This is a genomic window from Rhodoplanes sp., assembly GCF_013377085.1.
In the GTDB taxonomy this organism is placed as follows: Bacteria; Pseudomonadota; Alphaproteobacteria; order Rhizobiales; family Xanthobacteraceae; genus Rhodoplanes.
This window is the reverse complement of sequence record NZ_JACAAX010000033.1, coordinates 39430-58341: the sequence shown is the minus strand read 5'-3', so window position 1 is coordinate 58341 and position 18912 is coordinate 39430. Positions and strand designations below refer to the sequence as shown.

The window sequence follows — 18912 nt, the reverse complement described above, 5'->3', positions numbered from 1 at the left end:
GCTACTCCGCGGCGCGCAGCGCGGCGCCACCGCGGGCGAGTGCGGAGCACTCGGCCATCACGGCGGACGCGCGGGCGATCGGGTTGGTCAGGTAGAAGTCCGTGACGGTCGGGGCGAAGGGCGCCGCCTCGACGGCGCCGCCGCGCGACGCCAGCCGTTGGACGTCGTCGCCGCTCGCCGGCTCCAAGCGGTCGATCTGCTGCAGGTGCGGATGCGCCTTGAACAGCGCGGTGCGGAGCTGCGGCAGCGAGTCGTATGGCAGCTTGCGGCCGAGCACGTCGGAGAGCGCCCGCAGGATCGCCCAGTCCTCGCGGGCGTCGCCCGGCGGGAAGCCGGCCCGCAGGCCCATCTGCACCCGGCCCTCGGTGCTCACCCAGAGGCCGGACTTTTCCGTGTAGGCGGCGCCCGGCAGGATGACGTCGGCCCGGTGGGCGCCGCGGTCGCCATGGGTGCCGATGTAGACCACGAAGGTTTCGGGCGCGACCTCGATCTCGTCGGCGCCGAGCAAGAACAGCACGTCGAGGGTGCCGAAAGCCGCCATCTCGGTCGCCTTCAGGCCGCCCTGCCCGGGCACGAAGCCGATGTCGAGCCCGCCGACCCGCGACGCCGCGGTGTGCAGCACCGCAAAGCCGTTCCAGCCGTCCTTGACGGCACCGAGCGCAATGGCGGCGTTGGCAGCGAGCGCGGCGACGGCCGCGCCGTCCGGCCGTGTCGTCGCGCCGTTGCCGAGCAGCACCATCGGGCGCTCGGCTTTTCTGAGGATCTCGGCGAAATCGCCCTTGCCGGCGGCGAGGTCGGACAGCGTCTCCGGCCCGGCGCCGAGATAATGGTACGGATAGGTCAGATCGACCCGCTGGCCGATGACGCCGACGGCGAACGGCCCGGAACGCCAGCGCTTGCGGATGCGGGCGTTGAGCACGGCCGCCTCGTGGCGCGGATCGGCGCCGACGATCACCAGGGCGTCGGCCCTATCGATCCCGGCGATGGTCGGGTTGAAGAGATACGTGCCGCGCCCGAGCGCGGGGTCGAGCGCCGAGCCATCCTGGCGGCAATCCATGCTCTTGGAGCCGAGACCGGCCAAGAGCTCCTTCAGGGCGAACATCTCCTCGACGCTGGCGAGATCGCCCGCGATGGCGCCGATGCGGCCGGGGCCCGTGGTGTCGACCTTGGCCGCGATGGCGCGGAACGCCTCGCTCCAGGTCGCCGGCCGCAGGCGGCCGTTCTCGCGCAGATAGGGCTGGTCGAGGCGCTGCACCCGCAGCCCGTCGACGACATGGCGGGTCTTGTCGGAGATCCACTCCTCGTTCACGTCCTCGTTCAGGCGCGGCAGGATGCGCAGCACCTCGCGACCGCGCGAGTCGACCCGTATGGCCGAGCCGACCGCGTCCATCACGTCGACCGACTGGGTCTTTGCCAGCTCCCAGGGCCGTGCCGAGAAGGCGTAGGGCTTCGAGGTCAGCGCGCCCACGGGGCAGAGATCGACCACGTTGCCCTGCAGCTCCGAGGTCAGCGCCTGCTCCAGATAGGTGGTGATCTCCATGTCCTCGCCGCGCCCGATGGCGCCGAGCTCCGGCACGCCGGCGACCTCGGTGACGAAGCGCACGCAGCGGGTGCACTGGATGCACCGGTTCATCGCGGTCTTGACGAGGGCGCCCAGGTACTTGTCCTCGACGGCGCGCTTGTTCTCCTGGAAGCGCGAGGAGTCCACGCCATAGGCCATGGCCTGGTCCTGCAGGTCGCACTCGCCGCCCTGGTCGCAGATCGGGCAGTCGAGCGGATGGTTGATCAGCAGGAACTCCATCACGCCTTCGCGCGCCTTCTTCACCATCGGCGAGCGCGTGTTGATCTCCGGCGGCTCGCCCTTGGGGCCCGGCCGGCAGTCGCGCACGCCCCAGGCGCAGCTCGCCACCGGCTTGGGCGAGCCCTTCAGCTCGACCAGGCACATCCGGCAATTGCCCGCGATCGACAGGCGCTCGTGGAAGCAGAAGCGCGGAATCTCGGCGCCCGCCGCCTCGCACGCCTGCAACAGCGTGTATTCGGGCGGGACGTCTACTTCGATGCCGTCGACGATGAGCTTGGTCATCCGTTGTCTTCCAGCTACGCGTCCGAGAGCTCGAGCCGGCGCTCGATGCGCTCGACTCGGCTCTCCAGCCGATCGATCCGACGGTTCACGCCCGCCAACCCTTCCTCGACGCCCGTCATCGGAACCTTCAGGTCGTACAGATCCTGCGCCATCCGCTCGGTCCGCTCGTCGATGCGGCGAAGCAGCACCAGGACGACACTGTCGGGTGCGTCGGTCATGCCCCTACTCCGCCGCCACGGCGACTGGTTCGTGATGCGGGTTCGCCGCGTAGTCGTCGATGCGCTTCTCGATCTCGCCGCGGAAATGCGTGATCAGGCCCTGGATCGGCCACGCCGCGGCGTCGCCGAGCGCGCAGATGGTGTGGCCCTCGACCTGCTGCGACACCTGCAGCAGCATGTCGATCTCGCGCTTGTGGGCGCGGCCTTCCGCCATGCGAGAGACGACGCGCCACATCCAGCCCGTCCCCTCGCGGCACGGCGTGCACTGGCCGCAGCTCTCGTGCCGGTAGAAGTAGGAGATGCGGGCGATCGCCCGGACGATGTCGGTCGACTTGTCCATCACGATGACGGCCGCCGTGCCGAGGCCGGACCGAAGCTTCATCAGCGAGTCGAAATCCATCGGCAGGTCGTTGCACAGCGATGCCGGCAGGCAGCGCACCGACGAGCCTCCCGGGATCACGGCCAGGAGATTGTCCCAGCCGCCCCGCACGCCACCCGCATGGGTGTCGATCAGGTCGCGCAGCGGGATGCCCATCTCCTCTTCCACGTTGCACGGCTTCTCGACGTGCCCGGAGATGCAGAAGAGCTTCGTTCCGGTGTTGTTCGGCTTGCCGATCGAGGAGAACCACGCCGCGCCGCGGCGCAGGATGGTCGGCGTCACCGCGATGCTCTCGACATTGTTGACCGTGGTCGGGCAGCCATAGAGGCCGACATTGGCCGGGAACGGCGGCTTCAGCCGCGGCATGCCCTTCTTGCCCTCGAGGCTCTCCAACAGCGCCGTCTCCTCGCCGCAGATATAGGCGCCGGCGCCGTGATGGACGTAGAGGTCGAAGTCGAAGCCGTGGATGTTGTTCTTGCCGATCAGCTTGGCCGCATAGGCCTGGTCGATCGCGGCCTGCAGGCGCTCGCGCTCGCGGATGAACTCGCCGCGCACATAGATGTAGCCGACATTCGCCCCCATGGCGAAGCCCGCCACCAGGCAGCCCTCGACCAGAATATGCGGGTCGTTGCGCAGGATCTCGCGGTCCTTGCAGGTGCCGGGCTCGGACTCGTCGGCGTTGACCACGAGATAGTTCGGCCGCCCGTCCGAGGTTTTGGGCATGAACGACCATTTGAGGCCGGTCGGGAAGCCTGCGCCGCCGCGGCCGCGCAGGCCCGAGGCCTTGATCTCGTTGACGATGCCGTCGCGCCCCTTCTCCAGCAGCGCCTTGGTGCCGTCCCAGGCGCCGCGCTTGCGCGCGCCCTCGAGCCCCCAGTCGTGGAGGCCGTACAGATTGGTGAAGATGCGATCGCGATCGTGCAGCATCATTCCCGCCTGGTGCTTCTGCGGCCCCGGGATCCGTCGCCGGCCGGCGGCTTCGGGGTTGGCTCTTCACGGACATTGCCGGCCGCGCCCGGCCGCTTGGCGTCGCTGTCGGCGAGCGCCGGCTCCTGTGGGGTCGCCGGCGCGCCGGTGCCGACGTCGCCCGTCAGCGTGGTCGGCCCGCCGACCGGCGCCGAAAGCTGGCGGTCGATTTGCGGTCCCGTCTTCACCGGGCGCCCGGCCGCGAGGTCGTCGAGCAACTTGGTGAAGTTCTCGGGCGACAGATCCTCGTAGTAGTCGTAGTTGATCTGGGCCATCGGGGCGTTGACGCAGGCGCCCAGGCACTCGACCTCGACCCAGGAGAAGGTGCCGTCGGCCGTGACGTGGTGCTCGTGGCCGATCTTCTCGTGGCAGATCTTCTTGAGCGCGTCGGCGCCGCGCAGCACGCAAGGCGTGGTGCCGCAGAGCTGGACGTGAAGGCGGCCGACCGGCTCGAGGTTGAACATCGTGTAGAAGGTCGCGACCTCCAGCACCCGGATGGTCGGCATCCCCAAAACCTCGGCGACGTGCTCGATCGCCTTCTGGGGCACCCAGCCGCCGGCCTGCTCCTGTGCCCGCCACAACAGCGGGATCACGGCGGAGGCCTGGCGGCCGTCCGGATACTTGGCGATCTGGCCCTTGGCCCAGTCGAGATTCTCGGCCGTGAAGGCAAAGGCTTTCGGCTGCTGCTCGGCAGGAGCGAGACGACGGACGGCCATTAGCGGTCAACCTCCCCGAACACCAGATCGAGCGAGCCGATGATGGCGGTCATGTCGGCCAGCATGTGCCCCTTGCTGATGAAGTCGATCGAGCTCAGATGGGCGAAGCCGGTCGCGCGGATCTTGCACTTGTAGGGCTTGTTGGTGCCGTCGGAGACCAGATAGACGCCGAGCTCGCCCTTGGGCGTCTCGGCCGCCGCGTAGACCTCGCCGGCCGGCACGTGGAAGCCCTCGGTGAACAGCTTGAAGTGATGGATCAGCGCTTCCATCGAGCTCTTCATCTCGCCGCGGCGCGGCGGCGTCACCTTGTTGTCCTCGGTGAGCACGGCCCCCTGCGCGTCCGGCAGCTTCAGCTTGGCCAGGCACTGCTTGCAGATGCGGATCGACTGCCGCATCTCCTCCATGCGCACCAGATAGCGGTCGTAGCAGTCGCCGTGCTTGCCGACCGGGATGTCGAACTCCATCTCGTCGTAGCACTCGTAGGGCTGGGCGCGGCGCAGATCCCAGGCGCCGCCGGCGGCGCGGATCAGCGGGCCCGAATAGCCCCAGCCCCAGGCGTCCTTCAGGGTCATCACCCCGATGTCGACCATGCGCTGCTTGAAGATGCGGTTGCCGGTCAAAAGCGTGTCGAGATCGTCGATCATCGCCAGGCAGGGATCGCAGAACGCCTCGATGTCGTCGAGCAGCTTCTGCGGCACGTCCTGGTGGACGCCGCCGGGGCGGAAATAGTTGGCGTGCATCCGGGCTCCCGAGGCGCGCTCGTAGAAGCCCATGATCTGCTCGCGGAACTCGAAGCCCCACAAGGGCGGCGTCAGCGCGCCGATGTCGAGCGCGCCCGTCGTGATGTTGAGGATGTGGTTCTTGACCCGGGTCAGCTCGAGAAACAGCACCCGCAGGAGCTGCCCGCGGCGCGGCACCGTGATGCCGAGCAGCTTCTCGATCGCCATGCAGAAGACGTGCTCCTGGCTCATCGGCGCCGAGTAGTCGAGCCGGTCGAAATACGGCACCGCCTGGAGATAGGTCTTGTGCTCGATCAGCTTCTCGGTGCCGCGATGCAGGAGCCCGATATGCGGATCGGCCCGCTCGATCACCTCGCCGTCGAGGTCGAGCAGCAGGCGCAGCACGCCGTGGGCGGACGGATGCTGCGGTCCGAAATTGATCGTGAAGCTGCGTACCGACGCCTCACCCATGTCGACCTCTAAGCCTCGACGCTCTGACCGGGCGACGCACCGAGCGCCGCCTTCGCCTTGTCGCCCACGCGGGCGTTGAACTTGTCCCAGGCCACCACGAACCGCTCGTGGCGCCCCTCGCCGATCGCATCCACGCCGTCATGCGCCTTGACCCGGAAGCCGAGCTTGCGGCCCTCGACCGAGACGCATTCCGCCTCCACCGTGATGGTCAGACCCGGCGGCGTCGCCGCCGTGTGGCTGACGTCGATATGCGTCCCCAGGCTGCCCTCGCCCGCGTCGAGATGCGGCGCGATGAGCTGGACGCAGGTCCACTCCATCAACCCGACCATGAAGCCGGTGGCGAACACGGCCGGCATGGTCTGGAACTCGGGCGCCTCCGGATAGAGCTGCGGCACCGTCTTGGAGGCCGACACCGTGAAGGCCAAACGATGCGTCAGCCCGGGCTGCAGGGTCGTTTTCATGCGATCCGGTCTCAGCCCGCCTTGGCCTTCTCGTCACCCGGCAGCACGTAGTCGGTCCCCTCCCAGGGCGACAGGAAGTCGAAGTTCCGGAACTCCTGGCCGAGCTGCACCTTCTCGTAGACGACGCGCTTCTGCTCGTCGTCCCAGCGCACCTCGAGGAAGCCGGTGAGCGGGAAGTCCTTGCGCAGCGGATGCCCCTCGAAGCCGTAGTCGGTGAGGATGCGGCGCAGATCCGGATGGCCCGTGAAGACCACGCCGTAGAGATCGAACACCTCGCGCTCGAACCAGTCGGCGCCCGGAAACACCGAGATGATCGAGGGCACCGGAGTCGCCTCGTCGGTCTCGGTCTTGATGCGCACGCGCCAATTCATGGTCGGCGACATCAGATGGTAGACGACGTCGAAGCGCTTGTCGCGTTGTGGCCAGTCGACAGCCGTCGCGTCGACGAAGGCGACGAACTGGAAGGCCGGGTCGTCGCGCAGTCGCGTCATCACGGCGACGATCTCGGCCGCGGCCGCCGTCACGGTCAGCTCGCCGACCGCCACCGTGTAACCCGTCACGACGCCGGGAAGTGCGCGTGCGATGGCCTGTCCGAGCTCGTCGAGCCTGTCGTCCATGGCGCGTCCTCGCGGTCAGCGTTCGATGGTGCCGGTACGGCGGATCTTCTTCTGCAGGAGCAGCACGCCGTACAGCAGGGCTTCCGCGCTCGGCGGGCAGCCCGGGACGTAGACGTCGACCGGCACGATGCGGTCGCAGCCGCGCACCACCGAGTACGAGTAATAGTAATACCCGCCGCCATTGGCGCAGGAGCCCATCGAGATGACGTAGCGCGGCTCCGGCATCTGGTCGTAGACCTTGCGGAAAGCCGGGGCCATCTTGTTGGTCAGCGTGCCCGCCACGATGATGACGTCGGACTGACGCGGCGAGGCGCGCGGCGCGAAGCCGAAGCGCTCGAGGTCGTATCGCGGCATCGCCGCGTGGATCATCTCGATGGCGCAGCAGGCGAGGCCGAACTGCATCCACATCAGCGAGCCGGTGCGGGCCCAGTTGATGATCTCGTCGGTCGCCGTGACGATGAAGCCCTTGTCGGCGAGCTCGTCGTTGACCCCGGCGAAGAAGGAATCGTCGGCCCCGACCGGCTTGCCGGTGCGCGGGTCGAGAACACCGGTCGCGGCGGGCGCCACCAGGGTCCGATCGGTCAATCCCATTCGAGGGCTCCCTTCTTCCACTCGTAGACGAAGCCGATGGTCAGAACGCCGAGAAAGACCATCATCGACCAGAAACCGAACGTACCGATCTCGCCGAATGCCGCCGCCCAGGGAAAAAGGAAGGAAACCTCGAGGTCGAAAATGATGAACAGGATGGAGATGAGATAAAATCGGACGTCGAATTTCATGCGGGCGTCGTCGAATGCGTTGAATCCGCATTCGTAGGCCGAAAGCTTTTCCGCGTCGGGATTCTTGTACGCGATCAGGAACGGCGCGACCATCAGGCCGAGCACGATCACCAGCGCGAGGGCGATGAACACCACGATGGGCAGGTAGTCGAGCAGCAAGGCGTTCATGCGAGACCTCTGATCGCGACCCACGTTCCGTCGGGAGGAATGCCCTGCCGGCGGCCGATCTCGTGCTTCCGGTCCCGGACAGGACCGTCCGGGTCGCCGCTGCGCCCGTGTCCACGCGCTCGGAACTCCCGTTAGAGACGTTCCAGGGCGGCGACGCGTGACGCTTACCGCAGTGCCCCCACGGCCGCAAGCGGCCCGATGATACAAGAAACGGCAGCCGGCCGGCGGCCCGCGATCGGAGGCCCGGACCGTGCGGCGGACGCGCGGGAGAACGACCCGGGAGGGCGCCGGAAAAATCGGCATCGGGCCGGGCATTGTCGCCCTGCGGCGAGCAGTTTTCCGATCTGTGGCGCCGCTACGGGCGCCCGCCCCGTAACGCCGTCCCGGCCCGATCCGTGACGGCGATGCTGCGATGCGGCATCCGGCGAATCAGGAATCGCCGGTCACCCGGCAGACACCGAGCGGAGAGCGCCCTGCTCCGCCCCGCATCGTCCCTGCCGCGGGCCTACTCGGCGGCGCTGGCGACGGTCCCTTTCTTGGTCAGGTCGAGGACCACCTTGCACAGGCCCGGATCGTCGTTGTCGTGCTCGATCCGGAAGCCGAGATCCGTGCACATGCGCAGCATGGTGGTGTTGTCGCGCAGCACCTGGCCCTCGACCTCGATCAGGCCCTCGGCGCGGGCATACTCGATCATCCGTGCCATCAGGATCCAGCCCAGCCCCCGCCCTTTGAGGTCGGAGCGCACCAGCACGGCATATTCGCCCTTCTCGTAATTGGCGTCGGAATGGATGCGGACGCCGCCGAGCATCTCGCCGGTGCGCTCGTCCACGGCGACGAACACCATGGCCCGCGCATAGTCGATCTGCGTCATGCGGGCGATGAAGGTGTGGCTGAACTCCTTGACCGGGGCGAAGAACCGCAGCCGCAGGTCGTTCTCGCTGACATGCTTGAAGAAATCGAGGTAGAGGGCCTCGTCCTCCGGCCGCACCGGGCGCAGAAGCACCCGCAGATCCTCCCACGAGGCGAGATGGCTCTCCCACTCCCTGGGATAGGGCCGCACGGCGAAGCGGGTCCGCGCCCCCTGCGCCACCGGCGCGATGGTCACCCGCGCGTCGACCGCGATGACGCCGTTCTCGTCGGCCAGCACCGGATTGAGGTCGATCTCGCGCAGCTCGGGTATGTCGGCCAGGAGCTGGGAGATCTTCACCAGCACCAGCTCCAGCGCCTGGCGGTCGGCCGGCGGGACGTTGCGGTAGCCGCCGAGCAGCGGCGCCGCGCCGGTGCGGTCGATGAGGTCGCGGGCGAGCTTCATGTCGAGCGGCGGCAGGGCGAGCGCCGTGTCGTTGAGCACCTCGACGGCCATGCCGCCGCGGCCGAACACGATGACGGGCCCAAAGGTCGGATCGTCGGTCGCCCCGACGATGAGCTCGCGCGCCTTCGGCCGCACCACCATCGGATGGACCGTGACGCCGATCAGCTTTGCGCCGGGACGCGCCGCCCTGGCGCGGGCCAGGATGTCGTCGGTCTCCCGCCAGACCGCATCCTCGGTCAGCAGGTTGAGGCGTACGCCGTCGATCTCCGACTTGTGGACGATGTCGGGCGACAGGATCTTGAGCACCACGGCCTGGCCCTTGGCGAGGTACGCCCGTGCCGCCCGTGCCGCCTCGAAGCCGTTTCGGGCCAGGTGGCTCGGCGCGATCGGGATGCTGTAGGCCGTCAGCACGGCCTCGATCTCCATCGGATCGAGCCAGGTTTTTCGCGCCTTGATGGCGGCGGCGACGACGCTGCGGGCCGTCTCGGTGTCGGAGACGAACTGGGTCGGCACGCTCGGCGGCGTCTCCATCAGGGAGTCGGTCGCCTCGCGGTAGCGGACCAGATGCATGAAGCCGCGGATCGCTTCTGTCTCGCTGTCGTAGTGGGGAATTCCGGCCTCGTCGAAGATGCGGGTCGCGTCGCCGCGATCGCCGACCCAGACGGTGAGGACCGGCTTGCGCATCATGCTGCGGCTGCGCTCGCGCTGGATCACCTCGACGACGGCGGCGGCGGAGTCGGCGGGCGACGCCAGGGCGGTCGGGCAGTTCATCACCAGCACGGCGTCGTTGTCGCGGTCGGAGATGAGTTGCTCCAGCGCCGCCCGATACCGCTTGGCGCCGGCGTCGCCGATGATGTCGACCGGGTTCGAATGCGACCAGCCGGACGGCAGCACGGCGTCGAGCTCGGCGATGCGCTTTTCCGACAGAGTGGCGAGGATCCCGCCGAAATCGATCAGCCGGTCGACCGCCAGCACGCCGATGCCGCCGCCATTGGTCAGGATGGCGAGCCGCTTGCCCTCGAAGGGGCTCAGATGGCCGAGCGTCTCGGCGGCGGCGAACAGCTCGTCGAGGTCGAGCACCCGTAAGAGGCCGGCGCGGCGGAACGCGGCGTCGTAGACGGCGTCCGACCCGGCCAGTGCCCCGGTATGGGTGGCGGCCGCCTGGGCCCCCAGTGCCTGGCGACCGGACTTCACCACGATGACTGGCTTGACGCGGGCGGCGCTGCGCGCGGCCGACATGAACTTGCGGGTGTCCGTGATGGACTCGACATACATCAGGATGGCGCGGGTCTTGCGATCGAGGGCGAAGTAGTCGAGCAGGTCGCCGAAATCGACGTCGACGGCGTCCCCCATCGAGGCCACGGCCGAAAAGCCGATCGACCGCTTCGAGGCCCATTCGACCAGGCTCGACGCGATGGCGCCCGACTGCGAGATCAGCGCGAGGTCGCCGACCTTCGGGGTGCGGGTGGCGAAGCTGGCATTGAGGCTGATGCTGGGCACCAGGAGGCCGAGGCAGTTCGGCCCGAGGATGCGCAGGCCGTGCGGCCGCGCCGCTTGCGCGGTCGCCTCGGCCAGCGAACCCGGCCCATGGCCGAGCCCGGACGTGATGACGACGGCGGCCGGGATGCCGAGCGCGGCCGCATCGGCGACCAGCTTCGGGACCTCGGCCGGCGGCGCCGTGATCACCAGCACGTCGGGTATGCCATCGAGCTTGTCGAGACCGCTCACGGTGGGAACGCCGTCGATCTCGGCGTGGCGCGGGTTGACGAGCTGGATCCGTCCCTTGTAGCCGCCCTCGCGGATGTTCCGAAGTACGATACGACCGAGAGAAAGGTCGCGCGGGCTCGCCCCAGCGAGCGCCAGCGATTTTGGGGCGAAGAGCGACTGGAGTCGGTAGGTGCTCATGAATTCGCCTCGTGTGGAGCCGAGCGCACGGGGCCGTCAGGGACTCGGCTGCAGGTTCGGGGACCGGATGCGACACTGCCCGGGGGGCAAGGTAAGGCTGCACCTTTGCAACGCGAAAAAGATTGTTGCAACGCAAAAACGGCAGACCGGAAGATACCGGATGTCAGCGGCCGACGGGGAATTTTCGGGTGGCCGAACGCGAATGAAACCGATCTCGGACACGCGTGCTGGTGGACATGCGGCCGCGGGCCTGCGGGCCGATCACGCAGCGCCGCGAAAGCGCGGGTCCCGAGCCGAGGTACGACCGGCTGTGTGTCTAAACTGACTCGCGATCGGCGCGCGTGCGCAGTTTCCCTGAGCGCGACCGCACGACGCGCCGGCCGGGCCCCGCCCGCGTCCCACGGACGTCATCGCCGGGCTCGACCCGGCGATCCATCCAACCGAAGCACGCCGTCTTTGCTCTGCAGATGGTTGCGCGGGTCGAGCCCGCGCTCGACGCTTCGATGCTGTCAGCGCTTGATCGGCTCGAACGGCACCTTGAGGTCGCCCGACTTGTATTTGGCCGGATGCAGGATCACCTGCTTGCCGGGCTGCTTGAACTGCTCGAGATCGTTGCCGACCACGCCGCGGTACTGGACCAGCAGGATGCGCGGCTCGGCCCACTCGCCGCGGTCGCCGAACTTGAGATCGCCGACGATGGTGGGGAACGTGTTGGCGCGAATGTGATCGGCGAGCTTTTTGTCGTCGAGCGATCCGACCGCCTTCACGGCGGCTTCGAGGATCTGCATCTCCGAATAGGCGAAAGGCGGAATGTAGAGGCCGAGCGGATCGACGCCGGCCGGGGCGGCACGCTCGCGATACTTGACCAGGAACTGCTCGATGCCCGGAAACGTCATGGTCGGCTCGGGCACATAGAGGTCGTAGGCGACGACGCCCTCGAGCATCGGCCCGAGCTGCTGCTTGAGCGCGGCGAACTGCAGCCCGATCATGCCGCCGCCGACCATGCGGGCGCCGAACCCGACCTCGTGGATGGTGCGGATCATGCCGGAGGAATCCGGCGGATAGGACGCGATGAACAACAGATCCGGATTGGCCGCCTTGATGGCCCGCACGATCGGCGCGAAGTCGACGGTCGAGGGCGGATAGGTGCGGTCGTAGACGATCTTGAAGCCGCCCTTCTTGGCGTTCTCGCGGGCGCCTTCGAGCGCCAGGATGGAGAACTCGGCGTCGGCGCCGACCAGCGCGACCGTCTGCGGCTTCGGCGTCAGCGCGCTCGCCAGCTCGAAATAGCCCTTGGAGAACTCGAATTTCGCCTCCGGCCCGTTGGGCTGAATCTGGAAATAGCGGTCGTAGCGGAACTGGTCGTTGGCAGCGAGCGCGAACAGCGACATGAACAGCTTACCGCGCTGGATCACCACCGGCATGGCGGCGGCGGTCGGCACGGTCGCGTAGCCCGAGATCACCAGGTCGACCTTGTCTACGTCGAGCAGCTTCGTGTAGATGCCGGGCACCGTGGCGGGGTTCGACTGGTCGTCGTAGTAGACGAGTTCGACCTTGCGGCCCAAAAGTCCGCCCTTCTGGTTCACCTCCTCGGCCCAGATTTGGTAGGCGAGCAGCGCCGCGCGGCCGCCGCCGGCGAGGCCGCCCGTCAGCGCCATGCTGAAGCCGATTTTTATCGGGGCGCCTTGCCCGGCGGCCGGGACGGACAAGCCGGCCAAGCTTCCGGCGAGTGCTGTTCCGCCCAGGACAAGGGTATCGCGTCGCGTGAAATCGGTCACGTGTCTCTCTCCCTGTGGCCGATCCTGTCCCCGTCGCGTCCGCACCGGAGAGGCGAGCGACACGCTCGCACGCCGCGGCGGGACCGAAGTGCGGATCGGTCCGTTGATCGTTGTTGGCGGGACGACGCTGGCCGCCCGCGCGGTTTGCATACGAACGATAGGTCGCCTGCCGGCGCGCCGCAACGGCAGGGTATGGCGGCCTCAGCCCGATGGGCGAGCGTAAGCGTCCAGCCGGTCCGGCCCGAGCATCACGGTCTCGCGCAGAACGAGGCTCGGCGCCGCCGTCAGGGCGGCGAGCGGCAGGCCCGCCAGGGCGTCGATGCCGTCGGGCCCGATCACGGCGGGCCCGTGGATCAGCACGGCCTCGTCGACGAGGTCGGCACGCAGGAGGGCAGACGCGACGGTCGGGCCGCCCTCGACCATCAGGCGGGTGATGCCGCGCCCGGCGAGCGCCTGCAGCACGGCGGGCAGATCGAGCCCTGGCCCATCGAGCGAAGCCGGGACCCGCAGCACCTCGGCGCCGGCCGCGGTCAGCCTCGCCTCGGCATCGGCCGGCGCATCGGGAGCCGCCATCACCCACAACGGCGTCTCGCGCGCTGTCCGCACCAGCCGCGACGTCGCCGGCAGGCGCAGCCCGGCATCGAGCACCACCCGCACGGGCGAGCGGGAAAAAAGCCCGGGCAGCCGGCAGGTCAGTACCGGGTCGTCGGCCAGCGCCGTGCCGATCCCGATCAGGATGGCGTCGGTCATGGCCCGCATCAGGTGAACGCGGGCGTTGGCGGCCGGCGCCGTGATGGCGACCGGGCGGCGGCCGGCGGCCGCGACCTTGCCGTCGGCCGACACGGCGAGCTTGAGCATGACGTGCGGGCGGCCGTCGCGGACCTTTCGGATATGGCCCGCATGGGCCGCGACCGCCTCGGCGGCACCGACGCCGACCTCGACCGCGATCCCGGCGGCGATGAGGCGCGCGTGCCCCTGCCCCGCCACCAGCGGATTGGGATCCTCGATCGCCGACACCACGCGGGCGATGCCGGCCGCGATGATGGCGTCGGCGCAGGGCGGCGACTTTCCATGATGCGAGCACGGCTCCAGCGTCACATAGAGGGTGGCACCGCGGGCGAGGTCGCCGGCCCGGCGCAGCGCCACGGGCTCCGCATGCGGCCGCCCGCCCGGCTGCGTCCACCCACGCCCGACGAGTCTCGGCGCGCCGCCGTCGAACCGCACCACGACGGCCCCGACGGCCGGGTTCGGCCAGGTGTTGCCAAGCCCGCGACGCCCCAGCGCCAGCGCCAGCGCCATGAAGCGGGCATCGATGTTTTCGGCGACGGGAGGCTCGGGGGGCGTGGTCACGGCAGGCTTCGGTCGGGTGTGGACCGAGAACGCGGCGCGGATCCGCGCCCGTCCGTTCCGGCGGGCCGCGACCTTGCCCGCTCCATGCTGCCGCCGCAAGCGAGGCAGCCCCATTTTCGCATCGCCGATCCGAGACGGTGGCGTGGACGGAGACGGTTCCTGGGTATGTAATCGTCGCCGTAACACTGCCGCGGGCTCCCGCGGCTGATCCGGAGTTCATCACCATGACAACCTTCGTGCTCGTGCACGGGGCGTGGCACGGCGGCTGGTGCTGGCGCCGCGTCGCCGATCTCCTCGTCGCCCGCGGCCATCGCGTGTTCACCCCGACCCTGACCGGACTGGGCGAGCGCTCGCATCTGCTCGGCCCGACGGTCGGGCTAGACACCCACATCGCCGACGTCGTCAACGTGATCAAGTGGGAACGCCTTGCGGACGTCGTCCTGGTCGGCCACTCCTATGCCGGCTTCGTCGTGTCCGGCGTCGTCGAGCAGGTGTTGCCGCAGATCGGCGCTCTCGTCTTTCTCGACGCCTTCATGCCGGACGACGGCACCACCGGACTGGATGTCACGTCGCAAGGGGTGCGCGATGCGATCGCGGCGGCTCCGCAGACCGGCGAGATCACTTTGAAGCCCTACGCGGCCGCGGCTCTCGGCGTTCCGGCGGTCGACTGTCCCTGGGTCGATTCCCTGTGTACGCCGCACCCGATGAAGACCTACACGGACCGGCTCGTCCTCACCGGCGCACGCGAGAGGGTCGCGCGCAAGACCTACGTCCGGGCCAGGGGGTTCGCCAGCACGGCGTTCGACGCCGCGGTGGCGAAGGTCGCGGCCGACCCGACCTGGCGCGTCCTCGATCTCGCCTGCGGCCACGACGCCATGGTGGCCGACCCGGAGGGCGTGGCGGGGCTTTTGCTGGAGGCGTGATCTTTCGTCTTGCGCCGGCGCCGCCCGCGGGACCGTCGGGACGACGTCCGCTCCGCTCAGCGGGTCGGCGTGACGTCTTCCTCGTCCTCTTCGCCGGCGAGCTCGGCGAGCGCCTGCTCGAAGTCCTTGGCCTCGCGGAAATTGCGGTAGACCGAGGCGAAGCGCACATAGGCGACGTCGTCGAGGTCGCGCAGATGCGCCATCACGGTCTCGCCGATCGTCTCGGTCGTCACCTCGCCTTCGCCCAGGCTCTCGAGGTCACGGACGATCTTCGAGATGGTCTGCTCCACCCGGTCGGGATCGACATTGCGCTTGCGGAGCGCGATCTCGATCGAGCGGGCGAGCTTGTCGCGGTCGAACGGCACGCGGCGGCCGTTGCGCTTGATGACGGTCAGCTCGCGAAGCTGCACCCGTTCGAAGGTGGTGAAGCGGAACCCGCAGGCGAGGCACAGCCGCCGCCGGCGAATCGCCGAGGAGTCCTCGGTCGGACGCGAGTCTTTCACCTGGGTATCGAGGCTGCCGCAGCTCGGACAGCGCATTCCGCGTCCCCTGTCCCTTTCTCCGGCGGCCCCCGCCGACCGGTATCGACCTAGAGCATGATCCCGAAAAGTGGGACCCGGTTTACGGGACGGATCATGCTCGAAAACTAGTTGTAGATCGGGAAGCGGCCGACCAGCCGCGCCACCTTCTCGCGCACGGCGCCCTCGACCAGGGCGTCCTCGTCGGAGTTCTTCTGCGACAGCACGTCGAGCACCTCGGAGATCATCTCGCCGATCTCCTTGAACTCGGCGACCCCGAAGCCGCGGGTGGTGCCGGCCGGCGTGCCGAGCCGCACGCCCGAGGTCACCATCGGCTTCTCCGGATCGAACGGGATGCCGTTCTTGTTGCAGGTGATGTTGGCGCGGCCGAGCGCCGTCTCGGCGATCTTGCCGGTGAGCCGCTTGGGCCGCAGATCGACCAGCATCAGATGGGTGTCGGTGCCGCCCGAGACGATGTCGAAGCCGCGCGACTTGAGCGTCTCGGCGAGCGCCCTGGCGTTCTCGACGACGTTCCTGGCGTAGAGCTTGAAGGAGGGCCGCAGCGCCTCGCCGAAGGCGACCGCCTTGGCGGCGATGACGTGCATCAGCGGCCCGCCCTGCATGCCGGGGAAGACGGCCGAGTTGATCTTCTTGGCCAAGGCCTCGTCATCCGACAGGATGACGCCGCCACGCGGGCCGCGCAGCGTCTTGTGGGTCGTGGTGGTGACCACATGGGCGTGCGGGAACGGGCTCGGATGCGCCCCGCCCGCCACCAAGCCGGCGAAGTGCGCCATGTCGACCATGAGGTAGGCCCCGACCTCGTCGGCGATCTCACGGAAGGCACGGAAATCGATCACCCGCGGATAGGCCGAGCCGCCGGCGACGATCAGCTTCGGCTTGTTGGCGTGGGCGAGCTTTCGCACCTCGTCCATGTCGATGCGGTGGTCGTCGGGCCGCACGCTGTAGGGCACCACCTTGAACCACTTGCCGGAGACGTTGACGGGCGAGCCGTGGGTCAGGTGGCCGCCGGCCGCGAGGTTGAGCCCCATGAAGGTGTCGCCGGGGCTCAGCAGGGCGAAGAACACGGCGGCGTTCGCGGAGGCGCCGGAATGCGGCTGCACGTTTGCGAAACCACATCCGAAAAGCCGGGTAACCCGTTCGATCGCCAGACGTTCCACCACGTCGACATACTGGCAGCCGCCATAGTAACGCTTGCCCGGCAGACCCTCGGCATACTTGTTGGTGAGCACCGAGCCCTGCGCCTCGAGCACGGCGCGGCTGACGATGTTTTCCGAGGCGATCAGCTCGATCTCGTCGCGCTGGCGGCCGAGCTCGCTCTGGATCGCATCGGCGATCTCGGGGTCGCTCTCGCGGACGGTCGCGGAAAAGAACGTACCGGCTTCGACGGAAGCCGTTTGGGTCACCGACATCGTGGTCTCCTGGCGCCGCGGGAAACGTGAGGGCGGCCTGCGACAGGCTGGTCCCGGGGTTTGGGCCGTCGGATTAGCACATCGGCCGGCGAGCGCCAAGTTGTGGGACGCCTCCCGCGGGGGCCCTCTACATCTAGGTTCTTGGGCCGAATCAGCGCCTTCCGGCCTCGCCGGCCTTGGTCAGCCGCCGTTCCAGCTTCTGCAGCGCGATTCGCTGCAACGCCGCGCGCGGCGCCGTCACCGGCCCCATGATGCTGACCTCGATCCCGGTCGCGGCGTCGATCGCCACCACCCGCACGGCGCCACCGACCACCGTGAGCTCGAACAGGATTTCGCGGGACGACTCGCTCGCCGGCATTTTTCGTCTCCGGCCGCCCTCCGGCCTCCGCTGCCTGCGTCCCTACCCGCGCGTCGAGGCGGTCGAGGCGGCCAGGCCGTCGCGGGAATAGATGTCGTCGCGGAACTGGACGACGCCGTCGGGCGTCGCCCAGGCCGTCACATAGACCCAGTAGAGCGGCACCGGAGCGGCGAGGCGGGCATCCTTGCGCTCGCCCGACTTGATCACGGCGTCGATCTCGGGGCGCGACCATCCGGGCGTGTCGGCCAAAAGCCAGTTGACCAGCTCGCGCACGTTCTGCACCCGCATGCAGCCCGAGGAGTGGAAGCGGAAGTCCTCGCCGAACAGGCCTTTCGACGGCGTGTCGTGCATGTAGACGCCGTCCTTGCTGGGGAAGTTGATGCGGATCGAGCCGAGCGAGTTGAAGTCGCCCGGGTCCTGCTTGAACCGGTAGTTCACCGCCTCGTTGGAGAACCAGTTGATCTGCTGGGGCTGCAGCTCGGTGCCGCGCCCGTCGAAGATGCGGATGTGGTTCTTGGCGAGGTAGTCCGGCTCCTCCTGCATCTTCGGGATCAGGTCCTTGCGGACGATCGACACCGGCACGGTCCAGTAGGGATTGAAGTTCACCTCGACGATGCGGCTCTGCAGGTCGGGCGAGGCGCGGTCCGGCTTGCCGGCGACGGTGACGTGGCGCGACACCACGACGCCGTTGTCGATCGCCTCGATCTGGGCGGCCGGGATGTTGGCGACGACGAGCTTGGGCCCGAGATTGCTCGACAGCGTGCGCAGTCGCACCACGTTGATGCGGAGCTGCGCCAGGCGCACCTGCGCCGGCACGTTGAGGGCCTTCAGGGTCTGCTGGCGCACCACCCCGTCCACCGTCAGCCCATGCCGCGCCTGAAACCGCCGCACCGCCGCCTCGACGTAGGAGTCGTAGATGTCGCCGGCCCCGGCCGCGGCCGGGTCGATGTCGCCCGAGACGGCGAGACGGTCGCGCAGCACCGGCACGGCAGCATGACGGTTGCCGAGCCGCAGCCGCTCGACCGCCGGCACGGACGGCCAGCCGCCCTTCCCGACGATCTCCTCGTAGCGGGGGATCACTTGCTCGGTGGTCTGCGCCGTCGACGGGTCGAGGGTCGGCAGGGACGACTTCGGCATCAGGATGGTGCGCGAGGCCGAATCGAACCCTTGCCCGAAATTGCGGCCCTGGCTCTGCTGGATGAGTTGCTCGAGGACGGCGTCCTGGGCGTGTGCCCGGCCGGCGAGCGCCGCGAGGCCGGCCACTCCGCCCGCCAGGGCACGCACCACGGCTCGGCGGTCGAGACCGTGGTCATGACCTCCGCCGCGCCTGTCCTGCCGGCTGTCGGGCTGGCCGAAATCCCCCGCGCCGCTGTCGTTCCTCACTGCGCCGTCCATTGCCCCTCGCAGCACTACCGTCTCGTGGCCGCGCGGCCCCGCAACCGGGATCCGCGCCGGTCCTGCGCCGACCGATCGCACGCTCCGCAAAGCCGCGACGCGACACGACGGCCCGGTCGAGTACGGAGACGAGCCGGCGAATTTATGTCAACCCGGGGCAAGGCCGCATTCGCCGCGCTATGCGACGCGCATAGGGCGAGCCCCAGGCCGCGTATCGCGCAACGGTCGAGAGTCGTCGTTCGCCGCGAAGGTGCACATTGACGGTATCGAAGGGCGTTCCTTAAGCTCGTCGTGCACCGACACGCACGAGGCCAGCCGTTCCGCTCGGGGCCTCGTGCGGGCTCGTTCCCCCATCGGCATTGGAGC

Annotated in this window: 17 protein-coding genes; 1 reads left to right on the top strand and 16 read right to left on the bottom strand. The window is 68.8% G+C overall.

All coding sequences use genetic code 11. From position 1 onward, the window contains the following. Position 1: 1 nt before the first annotated feature. The 12 genes from nuoG to ribD form a co-directional block, all read right to left on the bottom strand. The gene (gene nuoG, locus HXX10_RS20800) at positions 2–2083 is read right to left on the bottom strand and encodes an NADH-quinone oxidoreductase subunit NuoG (protein WP_296524841.1); all 2082 of its coding nucleotides are present in this window, start codon (positions 2081–2083) and stop codon (positions 2–4) included. A gap of 14 nt (positions 2084–2097) precedes the next feature. After that, positions 2098–2301, bottom strand: a complete 204-nt coding sequence (locus HXX10_RS20795) for a hypothetical protein (protein WP_296524839.1) — start codon at positions 2299–2301, stop codon at positions 2098–2100. A gap of 4 nt (positions 2302–2305) precedes the next feature. Further along, positions 2306–3607 (bottom strand): NADH-quinone oxidoreductase subunit NuoF, encoded by a 1302-nt coding sequence (gene nuoF / locus HXX10_RS20790; RefSeq protein WP_296524876.1) that lies wholly within the window; start codon positions 3605–3607, stop codon positions 2306–2308. Continuing rightward, positions 3607–4362: an NADH-quinone oxidoreductase subunit NuoE gene (gene nuoE, locus HXX10_RS20785; RefSeq protein WP_296524837.1), complete on the bottom strand. Its 756-nt coding sequence runs from the start codon at positions 4360–4362 to the stop codon at positions 3607–3609. The genes nuoF and nuoE overlap by 1 nt, the downstream gene beginning before the upstream one ends. Beyond that, positions 4362–5552, bottom strand: coding sequence for an NADH-quinone oxidoreductase subunit D (locus HXX10_RS20780; RefSeq protein ID WP_296524835.1), 1191 nt, complete (start codon positions 5550–5552; stop codon positions 4362–4364). The genes nuoE and HXX10_RS20780 overlap by 1 nt, the downstream gene beginning before the upstream one ends. Before the next feature lie 8 nt (positions 5553–5560). Beyond that, the gene (locus HXX10_RS20775; protein WP_296524833.1) at positions 5561–6013 is read right to left on the bottom strand and encodes a thioesterase family protein; all 453 of its coding nucleotides are present in this window, start codon (positions 6011–6013) and stop codon (positions 5561–5563) included. Positions 6014–6024: 11 nt separating this feature from the next. After that, on the bottom strand, positions 6025–6630 hold the full coding sequence (locus HXX10_RS20770; protein ID WP_296524832.1) for an NADH-quinone oxidoreductase subunit C: 606 nt from the start codon (positions 6628–6630) through the stop codon (positions 6025–6027). Between the two features lie 15 nt (positions 6631–6645). Then, on the bottom strand, positions 6646–7221 hold the full coding sequence (locus tag HXX10_RS20765) for an NADH-quinone oxidoreductase subunit B family protein (protein ID WP_296524830.1): 576 nt from the start codon (positions 7219–7221) through the stop codon (positions 6646–6648). Next, the gene (locus tag HXX10_RS20760) at positions 7212–7577 is read right to left on the bottom strand and encodes an NADH-quinone oxidoreductase subunit A (protein ID WP_296524828.1); all 366 of its coding nucleotides are present in this window, start codon (positions 7575–7577) and stop codon (positions 7212–7214) included. Before HXX10_RS20760 ends, HXX10_RS20765 begins: the two co-directional genes overlap by 10 nt. A 505-nt stretch (positions 7578–8082) precedes the next feature. Beyond that, entirely contained in the window at positions 8083–10794 is a 2712-nt protein-coding gene (locus tag HXX10_RS20755; RefSeq protein ID WP_296524826.1) for a bifunctional acetate--CoA ligase family protein/GNAT family N-acetyltransferase, read from the bottom strand. Between the two features lie 509 nt (positions 10795–11303). Next, positions 11304–12572, bottom strand: coding sequence for an amino acid ABC transporter substrate-binding protein (locus HXX10_RS20750; protein ID WP_296524825.1), 1269 nt, complete (start codon positions 12570–12572; stop codon positions 11304–11306). Positions 12573–12773: 201 nt separating this feature from the next. Then, complete coding sequence (gene ribD, locus HXX10_RS20745; protein ID WP_296524874.1) at positions 12774–13871, bottom strand: bifunctional diaminohydroxyphosphoribosylaminopyrimidine deaminase/5-amino-6-(5-phosphoribosylamino)uracil reductase RibD; 1098 nt, start codon at positions 13869–13871, stop codon at positions 12774–12776. A 275-nt stretch (positions 13872–14146) separates the two neighbouring features. Here ribD and HXX10_RS20740 point away from each other — a divergent pair, with 275 nt between their 5' ends. Then, positions 14147–14845 carry an alpha/beta fold hydrolase gene (locus HXX10_RS20740; RefSeq protein ID WP_296524822.1) on the top strand — a complete coding sequence of 233 codons (699 nt, stop codon included), beginning with the start codon at positions 14147–14149 and terminating at the stop codon, positions 14843–14845. Positions 14846–14901: 56 nt separating this feature from the next. On the opposite strand, the gene nrdR is transcribed toward HXX10_RS20740, so the two are convergent. From nrdR to HXX10_RS20720, 4 genes are all read right to left on the bottom strand, one after another. Further along, positions 14902–15384 carry a transcriptional regulator NrdR gene (gene nrdR / locus HXX10_RS20735; protein WP_296524820.1) on the bottom strand — a complete coding sequence of 161 codons (483 nt, stop codon included), beginning with the start codon at positions 15382–15384 and terminating at the stop codon, positions 14902–14904. Between the two features lie 107 nt (positions 15385–15491). Beyond that, entirely contained in the window at positions 15492–16793 is a 1302-nt protein-coding gene (gene glyA, locus HXX10_RS20730) for a serine hydroxymethyltransferase (RefSeq protein WP_296524818.1), read from the bottom strand. A gap of 151 nt (positions 16794–16944) precedes the next feature. After that, positions 16945–17151: a serine hydroxymethyltransferase gene (locus HXX10_RS20725; RefSeq protein WP_296524817.1), complete on the bottom strand. Its 207-nt coding sequence runs from the start codon at positions 17149–17151 to the stop codon at positions 16945–16947. Positions 17152–17193: 42 nt separating this feature from the next. Beyond that, positions 17194–18534 carry a L,D-transpeptidase family protein gene (locus tag HXX10_RS20720; protein ID WP_296524815.1) on the bottom strand — a complete coding sequence of 447 codons (1341 nt, stop codon included), beginning with the start codon at positions 18532–18534 and terminating at the stop codon, positions 17194–17196. Positions 18535–18912: the final 378 nt, after the last annotated feature.

Bases quoted from the DNA above. Each gene is read 5' to 3' on its own strand.
- nuoG (WP_296524841.1), bottom strand. From the start codon at position 2,083: ATGACCAAGCTCATCGTCGACGGCATCGAAGTAGACGTCCCGCCCGAA.
- HXX10_RS20795 (WP_296524839.1), bottom strand. From the start codon at position 2,301: ATGACCGACGCACCCGACAGTGTCGTCCTGGTGCTGCTTCGCCGCATC.
- nuoF (WP_296524876.1), bottom strand. From the start codon at position 3,607: ATGCTGCACGATCGCGATCGCATCTTCACCAATCTGTACGGCCTCCAC.
- nuoE (WP_296524837.1), bottom strand. From the start codon at position 4,362: ATGGCCGTCCGTCGTCTCGCTCCTGCCGAGCAGCAGCCGAAAGCCTTT.
- HXX10_RS20780 (WP_296524835.1), bottom strand. From the start codon at position 5,552: ATGGGTGAGGCGTCGGTACGCAGCTTCACGATCAATTTCGGACCGCAG.
- HXX10_RS20775 (WP_296524833.1), bottom strand. From the start codon at position 6,013: ATGAAAACGACCCTGCAGCCCGGGCTGACGCATCGTTTGGCCTTCACG.
- HXX10_RS20770 (WP_296524832.1), bottom strand. From the start codon at position 6,630: ATGGACGACAGGCTCGACGAGCTCGGACAGGCCATCGCACGCGCACTT.
- HXX10_RS20765 (WP_296524830.1), bottom strand. From the start codon at position 7,221: ATGGGATTGACCGATCGGACCCTGGTGGCGCCCGCCGCGACCGGTGTT.
- HXX10_RS20760 (WP_296524828.1), bottom strand. From the start codon at position 7,577: ATGAACGCCTTGCTGCTCGACTACCTGCCCATCGTGGTGTTCATCGCC.
- HXX10_RS20755 (WP_296524826.1), bottom strand. From the start codon at position 10,794: ATGAGCACCTACCGACTCCAGTCGCTCTTCGCCCCAAAATCGCTGGCG.
- ribD (WP_296524874.1), bottom strand. From the start codon at position 13,871: ATGGCGCTGGCGCTGGCGCTGGGGCGTCGCGGGCTTGGCAACACCTGG.
- HXX10_RS20740 (WP_296524822.1), top strand. From the start codon at position 14,147: ATGACAACCTTCGTGCTCGTGCACGGGGCGTGGCACGGCGGCTGGTGC.
- nrdR (WP_296524820.1), bottom strand. From the start codon at position 15,384: ATGCGCTGTCCGAGCTGCGGCAGCCTCGATACCCAGGTGAAAGACTCG.
- glyA (WP_296524818.1), bottom strand. From the start codon at position 16,793: ATGTCGGTGACCCAAACGGCTTCCGTCGAAGCCGGTACGTTCTTTTCC.
- HXX10_RS20725 (WP_296524817.1), bottom strand. From the start codon at position 17,151: ATGCCGGCGAGCGAGTCGTCCCGCGAAATCCTGTTCGAGCTCACGGTG.